The 12,545-nt window shown below is 67.0% G+C and carries 11 protein-coding genes; 7 read left to right on the top strand and 4 right to left on the bottom strand.

Annotated features, from left to right (window positions below; genetic code table 11):
- Position 1 precedes the first annotated feature (1 nt).
- The 7 genes from ybgC to M9799_RS13465 all read left to right on the top strand — a co-directional run bounded on the left by ybgC (position 2) and on the right by M9799_RS13465 (position 6,334).
- Positions 2-403, top strand: a complete 402-nt coding sequence (gene ybgC / locus M9799_RS13495; protein ID WP_231044992.1) for a tol-pal system-associated acyl-CoA thioesterase — start codon at positions 2-4, stop codon at positions 401-403.
- The gene (tolQ, locus tag M9799_RS13490) at positions 400-1,104 is read left to right on the top strand and encodes a protein TolQ (RefSeq protein WP_231044991.1); all 705 of its coding nucleotides are present in this window, start codon (positions 400-402) and stop codon (positions 1,102-1,104) included. The genes ybgC and tolQ overlap by 4 nt, the downstream gene beginning before the upstream one ends.
- Positions 1,105-1,126: 22 nt before the next feature.
- On the top strand, positions 1,127-1,555 hold the full coding sequence (locus M9799_RS13485; RefSeq protein WP_231044990.1) for an ExbD/TolR family protein: 429 nt from the start codon (positions 1,127-1,129) through the stop codon (positions 1,553-1,555).
- A gap of 13 nt (positions 1,556-1,568) precedes the next feature.
- Positions 1,569-2,675, top strand: a complete 1,107-nt coding sequence (gene tolA, locus M9799_RS13480) for a cell envelope integrity protein TolA (protein WP_231044989.1) — start codon at positions 1,569-1,571, stop codon at positions 2,673-2,675.
- Between the two features lie 306 nt (positions 2,676-2,981).
- Positions 2,982-4,346 carry a prephenate-dependent tRNA uridine(34) hydroxylase TrhP gene (gene trhP, locus M9799_RS13475; protein ID WP_231044988.1) on the top strand — a complete coding sequence of 455 codons (1,365 nt, stop codon included), beginning with the start codon at positions 2,982-2,984 and terminating at the stop codon, positions 4,344-4,346.
- A 58-nt stretch (positions 4,347-4,404) separates the two neighbouring features.
- A complete protein-coding gene (locus M9799_RS13470; RefSeq protein WP_231044987.1) occupies positions 4,405-5,205 on the top strand; it encodes a plasmid replication/partition related protein in 801 nt (266 codons plus the stop codon).
- Between the two features lie 28 nt (positions 5,206-5,233).
- Positions 5,234-6,334 carry an NADH:flavin oxidoreductase/NADH oxidase gene (locus tag M9799_RS13465; RefSeq protein ID WP_231044986.1) on the top strand — a complete coding sequence of 367 codons (1,101 nt, stop codon included), beginning with the start codon at positions 5,234-5,236 and terminating at the stop codon, positions 6,332-6,334.
- 448 nt (positions 6,335-6,782) lie between these two features.
- On the opposite strand, the gene M9799_RS13460 is transcribed toward M9799_RS13465, so the two are convergent.
- From M9799_RS13460 to gabT, 4 genes are all read right to left on the bottom strand, one after another.
- Complete coding sequence (locus tag M9799_RS13460; RefSeq protein WP_231044985.1) at positions 6,783-7,781, bottom strand: Bug family tripartite tricarboxylate transporter substrate binding protein; 999 nt, start codon at positions 7,779-7,781, stop codon at positions 6,783-6,785.
- Positions 7,782-7,829: 48 nt separating this feature from the next.
- Positions 7,830-9,608, bottom strand: a complete 1,779-nt coding sequence (gene ilvD, locus M9799_RS13455; RefSeq protein WP_231044984.1) for a dihydroxy-acid dehydratase — start codon at positions 9,606-9,608, stop codon at positions 7,830-7,832.
- A gap of 373 nt (positions 9,609-9,981) precedes the next feature.
- On the bottom strand, positions 9,982-10,911 hold the full coding sequence (locus tag M9799_RS13450; protein WP_231044983.1) for a 2-hydroxyacid dehydrogenase: 930 nt from the start codon (positions 10,909-10,911) through the stop codon (positions 9,982-9,984).
- Between the two features lie 3 nt (positions 10,912-10,914).
- Positions 10,915-12,198 (bottom strand): 4-aminobutyrate--2-oxoglutarate transaminase, encoded by a 1,284-nt coding sequence (gabT, locus tag M9799_RS13445; RefSeq protein WP_231044982.1) that lies wholly within the window; start codon positions 12,196-12,198, stop codon positions 10,915-10,917.
- Positions 12,199-12,545 lie beyond the last annotated feature (347 nt).

The following is a 12,545-nucleotide window of genomic DNA, read 5'->3' as shown; positions in this document are numbered from 1 at the left end:
CATGGACTTCGCCCTCCCCATCCGCATCTACTGGGAAGACACCGATGCCGGCGGCATCGTGTTCTACGCCAACTACCTCAAGTTCTTCGAGCGCGCGCGCACCGAATGGCTGCGCTCGCTCGGGATCGAGCAGCAAAAATTGCGGGAACAAACCGGCGGGATGTTTGTCGTAACCCAGGCGCAGGTCGACTTCCACCGGCCCGCGCGCCTGGACGATCAGCTGCTGGTGACCGCGCGCCTGCAGACCAGCGGCCGCGCGTCGATGACAATACGCCAGCAAGCCTTCCTGCAATCGGACCCGGATGCGCTGCTCAGCGAAGCCTCGATACGCATCGGCTGGGTCAATGGCGCAGACATGCGTCCGATGAGAATACCGATCAGCCTTCTGGAACTACTTTCATGAATTCCCAAAACATGTCCATTCTCAGCCTGATCCTCCAGGCCAGCTGGGTCGTTCAGCTCGTCATGCTGGCGCTCGTGCTGGCGTCGGTGGCAAGCTGGGCCGCGATCTTCCGCAAGTCCAACCTGATCAAGCGCGTGCGCGCCTTCAACGACGCCTTCGAGCAGGAGTTCTGGTCGGGCACCAGCCTCAACGACCTCTATGCCTCGGCCGCGCAGAACGCCAAGCGCGGCGGGCCGATGGAACGCATCTTCGCCAGCGGCATGCGCGAATACCAGAAGCTGCGCGAGCGCCGCATCGGCGATGTCGCCACGCTCATGGACGGCACGCGCCGCGCCATGCGCGCCAGCCTGCAGCGCGAGATGGACGAGATCGAAGCCGGCCTGCCCTTCATCGGCACCGTGGGCTCGGTCTCGCCCTACGTCGGCCTGTTCGGCACCGTGTGGGGCGTGATGCACGCGTTCACCGGCTTCGCCAGCATGGAACAGGTGACGCTGGCCACCGTCGCGCCCGGCATCGCCGAAGCCCTGGTGGCCACGGCCATGGGCCTGTTCGCGGCCATTCCCGCGGTGACGGCGTACAACCGTTTCGCCCACCTGACCGACCGCGTGGCCAACCAGCTCGACACCTTCATCGAAGAGTTCTCCAACATCCTGCAACGCAACGTGGGCGCGACCGCGAACAGCACCGCGTCCGGCCACTGAGCCGCCACCCGGAGCCATCCTCATGCCTTCAGTGTCTTCCCGCGGCGGCCGCCAGCGCCGCACGGTCAATGAAATCAACATGGTGCCCTTCATCGACGTGATGCTGGTGCTGCTGGTCATCTTCATGGTGACCGCGCCGATGCTCACGCCCGGCGCCATCAACGTGCCCAGCGCCGGCAAGGCCTCGCGCCCGCCGACCGAGAACCTGGCGCGCATCCTGATCGACAAGGACGGCTCGATCCGCCTGAAGACCGGCAGCAGCGAGCAGGTGGTGCTGCTCAACGAGCTGGGCTTCGCCGCCAAGGCCTGGCAGGCGCAGCAGCCCGAGGACAGCGCGGTCGTCATTTCTGCCGACAAGACGCTCAGCTACGACACCGTCATGCAGACCATGGGTCAGTTGCAGCGCGCCGGCGTGAAGCGCGTGGCGCTTGACGTCAAATCCAGCCAGTAAAGCCTTCCCTTCCATGCCACGTCCGCCCGAACACGATCCCTTCGCCCCGCCCCCGCCGCCGCCGCGCCTGCGCGCATGGATCCTGGCGATCGTGGCGCACGGCCTGCTCGTGGCCGCGCTGCTGTGGGCCGTGCGCATGCCGCCGGCCACGGACGAGGCAGCCGTCGAGGCCGAACTCTGGTCGGCCGTGCCCCAGGAGGCCGCGCCGCCCGCACCCGCTCCGGAGCCCACGCCCGCGCCTGAACCCGAAGTGAAGCCCGAGCCGCCACCGCCGCCGCCACCGCCGGTGGTCGTGCCCCCGCCACCGCCGCCGCCGGCTGTTGCGCAAAAGGACGACGACAGCGAAGCGGAAATCGCGCTCGAGCGCAAGAAAAAGCGCGAGCAGGCGGAAAAAGCCGCCAAGGCCGAACGTGAAAAGGCCGAGAAGGCGGAGCGCGAGCGCGAGGAAAAGGCGCGCGAGCGCCGCGAGAAGCAGGCCGAGGAACGCAAGGAACGCCTGGAAAAGGAAAAGGCCGAGAAGGAGGAAAAGGCCCGGGTCGAGAAGGCCGAGCGCGCCAAGGCGGAGAAAGCCGAGAAGGCCAAGGCCGAGCGCGAGGAGAAGGCGCGTGCGGAAAAGGCCGAGAAGGAAGAAAAGGCCAAAGCCGAGAAAGCCAAGGCCGAGAAGGCTGCAGCCGACAGGCGCAAGAAGGAAGAAGCCGCGAAGGAGGCCAAGGAGGCCGAGGCGCGCCGCGCCGAGAACCTGCGCCGCATGCAGGGCCTGGCCGGCGCCGGTTCCGAAAGCTCGCGTGGCAGCGCCGAACGCGGCAGCAGCCCGAACCAGGGCCAGGGCAATGGTTCTTCGTCGGGCGGGCCCTCGGCCGGCTATGGCGCGAAGGTCGCGGCCAAGGTCAAGCCCAACATCGTCTACCCTGACGACGTGGCGGGCAACCCGCGTGCCGAGGTCGCCGTGCGCACCTCGCCGGACGGCACCATTGTCGGCGTGCGCATCACTCAGTCCAGCGGCAATGCCGCCTGGGACCAGGCCGTGGTGCGGGCGCTGCACAAGACGGATACGCTGCCCAGGGATATCGATGGGAAGGTGCCGAGTTCGTTGACTATTGGGTTCAGGCCTAGGGATTGATTGGCAGGCTTGATCTTGAGGGCAGGACCTTGATCCTTCGACGGGGCCGCCCAGGCAGGCTCAGGGCAAACGGGCTCAGGCCCGGAGAGTGACCGCATGCCATGTCTCTAGGACAGGCCGCTCATGGTTCGACAGGCTCACCACGAACGGTTTTACGGTGCGCCATCTTCTTGAGCCGTTCGTCCTGAGCCTGTCGAAGGATGAACGTCCAATCTCAAGCTAGCAGCGGGCGGCAATCAAGGGTCCGCCGCCTCTCTTGAGCCCATCCCCGCCCCCCGCCTTCTCCCAATCGGAGACAATCCCCCCATGCCTCTCAAAGCCCCCGAACTTCTGCTGCCTGCCGGCTCGCTCGACAAGATGCGCGCCGCCTATGACTTTGGCGCCGACGCCATCTACGCGGGCCAGCCGCGCTACTCGCTGCGCGCGCGCAACAACGAATTCCGCCTGGAACAGATCGGCCAGGGCATTGCCGAAGCGCATGCGCGCGGCAAGAAATTCTTCGTCACCAGCAACCTGCTGCCGCACAACGACAAGGTGCGCACCTACCTGCGCGACATGGAACCGGTCATCGCCTTCAAGCCCGACGCGCTGATCATGGCCGACCCGGGCCTGATGATGATGGTGCGCGAGAAGTGGCCCGAGGTGCCGATCCATATCTCGGTGCAGGCCAACACCGTCAACTATGCGGCCGTCAAGTTCTGGCAGCGCATGGGCATCGCGCGCATCATCCTGTCGCGCGAGCTGAGCCTGGACGAGGTCGAGAAGATCCGCCAGGAATGCCCGGACATCGAGCTCGAGGTCTTCGTGCACGGCGCGCTGTGCATCGCCTACTCGGGCCGCTGCCTGCTGTCGGGCTACTTCAACCGCCGCGACCCCAACCAGGGCACCTGCACCAATGCCTGCCGCTGGAACTACGCCACGCAGGAGACGGCCGTCGATCCGAACACCGGCGAGGCCATGCCGCTGAAGATGGAAGGCGACTTCGACTTCGCCAAGGCACAGCAGGAAGAGGAAAGCAGCTTCTCGGCCTGCAACAACACGCCGCGCCACCCCAAGGCCGACCAGGTGTACCTGCTGGAAGAGCAAGGCCGCCCCGGCGAGCTCATGCCGATCATGGAGGACGAGCACGGCACCTACATCATGAACAGCAAGGATCTGCGCGCGGTCGAGCACATCGAGCGGCTGACGAAGATCGGCGTCGATTCGCTGAAGATCGAGGGCCGCACCAAGTCGCTGTACTACGTGGCGCGCACGGCGCAGACCTACCGCCGCGCCATCGACGACGCGGTGGCGGGCCGCCCCTTCAATCCGCATCTGATCACCGAGCTCGAAGGGCTGGCCAACCGCGGCTACACCAGCGGTTTCCTCGAGCGCCGTCCCTCGCAGGACTATCAGAACTACGAGACCGGCCATTCGGTGCTGCAGCGCAGCCACTTCGTCGGCGAGGTGCGCGGCTGGGCCGACGGCCTGGCCGAGATCGAGACCAAGAACCGCTTTGCTGTGGGCGACACGCTGGAGATCATCCACCCGAGCGGCAACCGCCAGGTCAAGCTCGAGCAGATGTTCAACCTGGAAGGCGAACCCGTGGCCGTGGCCCAGGGCAATCCGGTGCGCGTGCGCATTCCGCTGGAAGGTCCGGTCGACGGCGCATTGATCTCGCGTCTGCTCTGATACCGGGTTCACTCCGATTCATGGGCTGCTGCGGGCAGCCCCTTTTCTTTAGCGTTCCATGAATATTGTTGTCAACGAAGAACTCAAGGCCTATATCGATCCGCTGAGCGCCGATGAGCATGAAGCGCTCGAGCGCAGCATCCTGGCCGAAGGCTGCCGCGATGCGCTGGTGCTCTGGGGCGACCTGCTGGTCGACGGCCACAACCGCTATGGCATCTGCCAGAAGCACGGCATCCCTTTCGAGACCGTGCAGGCCACGCATTTCCAGAACATGGACGACGTGCACCTGTGGATGATCGACCAGCACCTGGGCCGGCGCAGCGTCTCGGACTTCCAACGCGGCGTGCTGGCACTGCGCAAGCGCGAGATCATTGCCGCGCGCCGCGCCAAGGCAGCAGAGCAGGCCGCGCCCGAAGCCGAGGCTGCCGCAGCCCCCGTGGACGACACGCCCGAGCAGCAAGCGCTGGCCACGCGGGAGGCGCTGGCCCGCGTGGCGCGCCTGAGCAGCACCCAGGTCAAGCAGATCGAGACCATCCAGCAAAAAGCCACGCCCGAAGTCGTGGCCGCGGTGAAGGCGGGCGATATCTCGATCAACGCCGCTGCCGCCGTAGCGCAGTTGCCCGCCGAGGAACAGGTGGCCGCGGCCGCTGCGGGCAAGGATGAACTCAAGCAGGCTGCCAAGCGCGTGCGTGAGTCGAAGAAAAAGCCGCGTGAAAGCGTTGAAGGCGAAAGCGCGACCGCCGAGGAAAGTGTGGATGCTGCCGCACTGAAGCAGCGCATCGAGACGCTGGAGCAGGAAAATGGCATGCTGCGCCAGCAGATCAAAGCTTTGCAGGAGCTACTGCAGGAAAAGGCTTGATCCCTTCCATCATCTTCATCAGGAACCCATGACCGCCCTGTTCTCTCCCCTGTCCCTTGGCAATCTCGAATTGTCCAACCGCGTCGTCATTGCACCGATGTGCACCTACAGCGCCGACGACGGCTGCGCCAACGACTGGCATCTGATGCACTACGGCCAGCTGGCCCAGTCGGGCGCGGGCCTGCTGATCGTCGAAGCCACGGCGGTGGAGGCCATGGGCCGCATCAGCGCGCAGGATCTGGGACTGTGGAGCGATGCCGCCGAAGCCGCGATGCGCCCGGTGCTGGAACACATCCGCCGGCACAGCGGCATCAAAATGGGCGTGCAGCTGGGCCATGCGGGCCGCAAGGCCGCGAGCCTGCAGCCCTGGCTGGGCGGCGGGCCGTTGCCGCAGGATGAGGCCTGGCCGACGCTGGGTGCCAGCGCGCTGTCCGCTTCTCCCGAAGTGCCTACGCCCGCGGCTGCGACGCTGGCCGATATCGTGCGCGTGAAGAAGGCCTTTGTCGACGCCGCACTGCGCGCGCAGCGCCTGGGCTACGACCTGATCGAGCTGCATGGCGCGCATGGCTATCTGCTGCACCAGTTCCTGTCGCCGCTGTCCAACCAGCGCACCGACCAGTATGGCGGCAGCCTGGAAAACCGCATGCGCCTGACGCTGGAAGTCTTCAGCGCGGTGCGCGCCGCCGTGGGCGATGCGCTGCCCGTCGGCGTGCGGCTGTCGGCCAGCGACTGGATCGAGGGAGGCTGGGATGTGGAGCAAAGTGGGGTACTGGCCAGGGAACTGCAGGCACTGGGCTGCGCTTTCCTGCATGTGTCGAGCGGCGGGCTGAGCCCGGCGCAGCAGATCCCCGTCGGCCCGGGCTACCAGCTGCCGCTGGCGCATGCACTGCGCGCGCAGCTGGCGATGCCGGTCATTGGCGTGGGCCTGATCACCGATCCGCTGCAGGCGCAGGCGGCGCTTGACGCCGGCGATGCCGACGCGATCGCCATTGCCCGCGCCGCGCTGTTCAATCCGCGCTGGCCCTGGCATGCGGCCCAGGCGCTGGGTGCGCAGGTGCCGGCCTCGCCGCAGTATCTGCGCTGCCAGCCGCATGGCGCGCGCGGGCTGTTCGCGCCGCTTTCCGCCTGAAGCTGTCAGTGGCGGGGCAAAAAAAATACTCCAGAGCCGATGCCATGGAGTATTTTGTCCCGGACCCGCCTCCCTCGCGGGAGTGTCCGTGCGCATCGAACGCCCGCTGCCGGGCGCTGCGCAGGTGCTTCTCGATTACTGGTTTGCCAGGCCGACGTGGGCTTCGCGGTAGTCGGAAATGAACGAGATCAGGGTAGCGATGGCTTGACGCATGGTGTGCTTTCTACGAGATGCACTTGAATCCCTGACGGCACGCATCTCTCAATGCCGTCAGAGCAGGTTGACTTAAGTAGTAACCCTTAGCCGCTAGTATAAACCCTATACGCAAAATTACGCATCCTGTGCCACAAAACAACATGGTATGCACATGGGATTTGTCACACAGCCATAAAAAACGGGAGCTATTGCTCCCGATGCGTTTTCTGGGTGTTGCGTCCCCGTGTTGCGCTCAACCCTCGGCGGTGAAGCCCACGCGCCGCACGATCGGCCCCCATTTGGCGAGCTCCGACTTCACCAGCGTCGCCAGTTCGCCCGGCGTGGAAGACATCGCCTCGAGGCCGAAGGTGGCCAGGCTGTCGACCACGTCCTTGGACGCCAGCGCGCTGCGCAGGTGGCCGTTGAGGCGCTGCACCAGCTCGGGCGGGGTTTTGGCTGGCATGAGAAAGGCAAACCACTCGCTGTGCGCCATGTCGGCATAGCCCTGCTCGACCAGCGTCGGCACCTGGGGCGCGAAGCGGCTGCGGCGCTGGCCGCTCACGCCCAGGATGCGCAGCTTGCCGCTGGACAGATGCTGCAGCATGTCGCCCAGCGGGCCCGACACGGCCGAGACGTTGCCGCCCATCATGTCCAGCAGCGCCGGCTGGGTGCCGCGGTAGCCCGCATGCTTGAGATCGACGCCGCCATGCTGACCCAGCAGCGCGCCGATGAAATGCGGGGTGGAGCCCGGCGCCGGGGAGCCGAAGTTCGCGCCCTGCGGGTTGGCCTTGGCCCAGGCCAGAAACTCGCGCACATTGGCGACCTGCGCCGGCACGGCAGGGCCGACGGCGAAGCCGAAATCGAACACGCAGCCCAGCGACACCGGCGCCAGGTCCGTGACCGGGTCATAGGACAGCTTGCTGTAGATATGCGGATAGATCGACAGCATCGAGGTCGGCGTCTGCAGCAGCGTCGTGCCATCGCCTGGCCGGCCCTTGATGTAATTGATCGCGATCTGGCCGCCCGCGCCGGTGCGGTTTTCCACCACGGCCGTCTTCGCGTAGCCGGGTGCCAAATGCGTTCCCACGCGCCTGCAGATCGCATCCGAGGTGCCCCCGGGGGCAAAGCCGGTGACGATGTTCAGGCTCTCGAGCGCTGCCTGCGCATGGGCCTGCATTCCCAGGCTGGCCAGCAGCGCGCCGGCGCCGCCCGCGCCTGCCGCACCCAGCCATTCACGGCGGTTCATGGTCATTGATTGCTTTCTTGATATGGATCTCGAGAGAAGCGGCTGCCCTCGCGTTCAGCCGGAGTCGCGCAGCCAGGTGACCGCGCCCGAGTGCGTCACGGCGCCCTGATGCGCCGGCCTCACCGTCAGCGCGTATTTTTCCAGCAAGCCGCCGCCGCGCGCTCCCGTGTTTACGCGAGGATGGCGCGCGCTTCCCTGCAGGCGCAGGGCGAGGTCGGTGTCCGACAGCTCCACCGTGATCGAGCGCGCCAGCGGACGTGCGTCGATGCACACCATGTCGCCGTCGCGCAGCGCCGCGATCGGGCCGTTGTCGGCGGCCTCGGGCCCCGCATAGCCGATGCACAGCCCGCGCGTCGCGCCCGAAAAGCGCCCGTCGGTCAGCAGAGCCACCTTGTCGCCCATGCCCTGCCCGTAGAGCAAGGCGGTGATGCCCAGCATCTCGCGCATGCCGGGGCTGCCCTTCGGACCCTCGTTGCGGATCACGATCACGTCGCCGGCGCTGTAGCGCATGGCCTGCACGGCGGCCTGGGCCTCCTCCTCCGACTCGAACACGCGCGCCGGGCCGCGATGCGCCAGCGTGGCGAGGCCGGCGGTCTTCAGCAGCGCACCTTCGGGACACAGATTGCCCTTGAGCACCGCCAGGCCGCCGTCGCGCGAGATCGGATTGCCGGCCGCACGCACCACCTGCCCGTCGGGCGCCAGCGCCGAGGCCAGCTCCTCGGCCAGCGTGCGGCCGGTGAAAGTCAGCGCTCTGCCATGCAGCAGGCCCTGGTCCAGCAGGCTGCGCAGGATCACCCCCGCGCCACCGATGTAATGCACGTCGCGCGCCAGATAGCGCCCGCCGGGACGCAGATCGGCGATCAGCGGCGTTCGCGCGAAGACTTCGGCCACGTCGTCGAGGTGGAAGCGGATGCCGGCTTCATGCGCAATGGCCGGCAGATGCAGCGCGGCATTGGTGGAGCCGCCCGTGGCGCTGACCACCGCGCAGGCATTCTCCAGCGCCTGGCGCGTGACGATGTCGCGCGGCAGTGGCCCGCCGCCCTCGGCGCTGGCCCACACGGCGCGCATCAGCGTCTTGGCGGTGCGGCGCATCAGCGGCGCTCGCTCGCTGAACACCGCGGGCAGCATGCTCGAGCCGATGGGCGCCAGCCCCAGCGCCTCGCTGACCATGCCCATGGTGTTGGCCGTGAACTGCCCGGCGCAGGCGCCGGCCGTGGGCAGGCAGCTGCGGCTGATCTGCGCCAGTTCCTCGGAGGTGGCCGTGCCGGCCAGCACCTGACCTATGCTTTCATAGGTGTCGACCACATTCAGATCGCGGCCTTCGGGACCAGGCATCTGCCCCGGCAGCGCCGAGCCGCCATGCACGAACACGCTGGGCACATTGCAGCGCAGCATGCCCATCATCAGGCCCGGCAGGTTTTTGTCGCAGGCACCGATGGCGAAGATGCCGTCCCACTGGTGGCCGCGCACCGAGGCCTCGACGCTGTCGGCAATCAGCTCGCGCGATACCAGCGAGAAGCGCATGCCCGAATGCGCCATCGTCAGCCCGTCGCTCACGGACACCACCGGGCATTCGTGCGGCGTGCCGCCGCCCGCATAGATGCCGGTCTTGGCATGCTGCGCCTGCTCGCGCAGGTTCAGGTTGCAGGGGCTCATCTCGCCGCCGGTATGGAACACGCCGATGTGCGGGCGCTCGATGTCCTCGTCGTCCTGGCCCAGCGCATGCAGGAAGCTGCGCGCGGTAGCGCGCACGGTGCCTTCGCGGATGATGGCGGAGCGGAAACCGGGGGCCGCGGGGGGTTTGTCTTGGTCGTTATCTGGGGAAGTTGTCATGGCGGTGGGTGGACGGATCGGGGTCCGGACACCATAACCAAACACTGGGCGGAGGCAATAGCTTTGGATGTAGGCCGGTCACTGAGGTGACAAAGCTGGTTCCCGGATGGAAACGTCATGGCAATTCTTGAGGGCAGGACGTCCATGGTTCGACGGGGCCGCCCAGGCAGGCTCACCACGAAAGGTGGGTGGCGCTGTGCCGCGTCCAAAACCGCTGGAAGGCACGAACTTTTTATAGTAAGCGCGGCCTTCTCCAACGTTCGTCCTGAGCCTGGCGCAGGGCTACCTGTCGAAGGATGGACGGCCACCCTCCAACGAAAAGCGGGCCCGGCCAAAGTTAGATGATGGCGCACTTCCGTTGATATGACTGCCTTCAATACCCGCTGGCCCGCTCCACCGTCCGCAGCAGTGGCTCCCCCGCCAGCAGCCGCTCGCAGTTCTCCGCGATCTGGCTGACCACATCCGGCATGGGCATCACGGCAGCCATATGCGGCGTCACCATCACCAGCGGATGGCGCCACAGCGCGTTGTCCGCCGGCAGGGGCTCCACTGGGAAGACATCGACCAGCACTCCGCCCAGTTGCCCCGATTCCAGCGCCTCGAGCACGTCCGCCTCGACGAAGTGCGGGCCGCGACCCACGTGGATCAGCTTGGCGCCCGGCGTCAGCCGGTTGAAGAGATCGCGCGACAGGATGCCTTCGGTTTCATCCGTCAGCGGCAGCACGCAGATGAGCACTTCCACGCCATCGAGAAATGCGCCGAGCCCCTCCGCTCCCGCAAAGGTCTCGATGCCTTCCAGGCTGCGCGCGCTGCGCGACCAGCCCCTTACGCTGTAGCCGTGGGCGGCCAGGGTCTTGGCCATATGGGCGCCGATCTCGCCCAGTCCCATCACCCCGACGACGACCTCCGAGGCCGCGCGGTTGGCGGGCCGCTGCCACAGCAGCGCGCGCTGGTTGCGCGCGGCGATGTCGAATCCGCGGTGGTAGGTCAGCGTGCCCCAGAGCACGTACTCGGTCAGGCGCTGCGCCTGCGCCTGGTCGATGACGCGGCAGATCGGCACATCGGGCAGCCCGGGGTCGCGCACCAGGCCGTCGACGCCCGCGCCAATGGAATGCACCATGCGCACGTCGGGCAGCTGCTGCCAGGTGTCGTGGGGCTGGCCCCAGCACACGGCGACGCAGGCCTCGCGGGCCCCCGCATCGCCAGGCCGGACGATGGACCAGTCGGGAAGGCGCCGGCGCAGCAGCTCCTCCACCACGGTCTTGTTGTGCAGATAGGCACCTGCAACCGCCAGGGTGGGCATCGCTCAGGCCTCCGCGATGGCTTCGGCCAGCAGCGCCAGGCCTTCCTCGAACACGTTGTCCTCGATGGTGAGCGGGAACAGGAAGCGGATCACGTTGGCATTGACGCCGCAGCTCAGCAGCAGCAGGCCCTTCTGCAGCGCCAGATCCTGGATGGCCTTGACCTTGGCGGGCAGCGGCGCGCCCGTGGCCGGGTCCTTGAACTCCGCCGCCACCATGGCGCCGAGGCCGCGTACCTCCGCCAGTTCCGGCACCTTGGCCTGCAGGGAGCGCAGGCTTTGCGTCAGCTTTTCGCCCAGCGTCTGCGCGCGCGCGGGGAGCTGTTCGTCCTGCATCACGTCGATGACCGCCAGGGAGGCGGCCACCGCCAAAGGATTGCCGGCATAGGTTCCGCCCAGGCCGCCAGGCGCGGCGGCGTCCATCAGCTCGGCGCGGCCGGTCAGTGCGGACAGGGGGAAACCGCCTGCCAGGCTCTTGGCCAGGGTGATCAGGTCGGCTTCGACGCCCATGTGCTCGAGGGCAAACATCTTGCCGGTGCGGCCGAAACCGGTCTGGACTTCGTCCACCACCAGCAGGATGCCGTGCGCGTCGCACAGCGCGCGCAGCTTCCGGAAGAGTTCGGGCGGCGCGATATAGAAGCCGCCTTCGCCCTGCACCGGCTCCAGGATGATGGCGGCCACGCGCTTGGGATCGACATCGGCCTTGAACAGCTTCTCGATGGCCGCGATGCTGTCCTCCACGCTCACGCCCAGCGCTTCGGCAGGGTAAGGCACATGCCAGACGTCCGGCGGCATGGCGCCGAAGCCGGCCTTGTAGGGGTACACCTTGCCGGTCAGGGCCATGCCCATCAGCGTGCGGCCGTGGAAAGCCCCGGAGAAGGCGATGACCGCGTTGCGGCCCGTGGCGGCCTTGGCCACCTTCATGGCGTTCTCCACAGCTTCGGCGCCGGTGGTGAACAGCGCGGTCTTCTTGGCGAAGCCGCCGGGCGTCAGTGCGTTGAGCTTCTCGCACAGCGCGATGTAGCTCTCGTAGGGCGTCACCTGGAAGCAGGTGTGGTGGAAGCTCTCGAGCTGCTGCTGCACCGCGGCGACGATGCGCGGATGGCGGTGCCCGGTGGCCAGCACCGCGATGCCGCTGCCGAAGTCGATCAGCCGCTTGCCGGTGACATCCCAGATCTCGGCATTGCGCGCCGAGGCAGTGAAAGCCTGTGTCTGGACCCCGACGCCGCGCGGGCAGGCGGCCAGCCGGCGTTGTTCGAGGACGGTGTTCGGGTTGGCGACTTGAAGCATGGGAATTCCTGGGGTGGCGGGATGGAGGGCAAGGTTGAAGCCCCGGATTCTAGCGCCAATATGAAATTATTGGATTCAATTTTCACGGTTCTGAACGGGTTTTTACCCTCCTTCATGGCGTCGTTTTGCCGCCCGAGTTGGCGCAAAATACAGCTGCCGGCGGCGTCAGCCGGGCCCTGTGCTCGATCTGGCCCCTGCGCTCCCCACGAGGCGACTCGGATATCCCCACGAAGAAATGCACACCAACAGTCCAAGCACTCCCAAGGCCCCCCGAAAAACGGCGTCGAAGCCCAGGGCCGCGGCCCGGGCCGATGCCGGGTCCGGGACGGCCGAGGCGGCGCGCTCCG

The organism is Comamonas endophytica (assembly GCF_023634805.2).
GTDB classification, from domain to species: Bacteria; Pseudomonadota; Gammaproteobacteria; order Burkholderiales; family Burkholderiaceae_C; genus Comamonas; species Comamonas endophytica.
The sequence above is the reverse complement of the archived record's forward strand: the minus strand, read 5'-3'. Positions and strand labels throughout refer to the sequence as shown.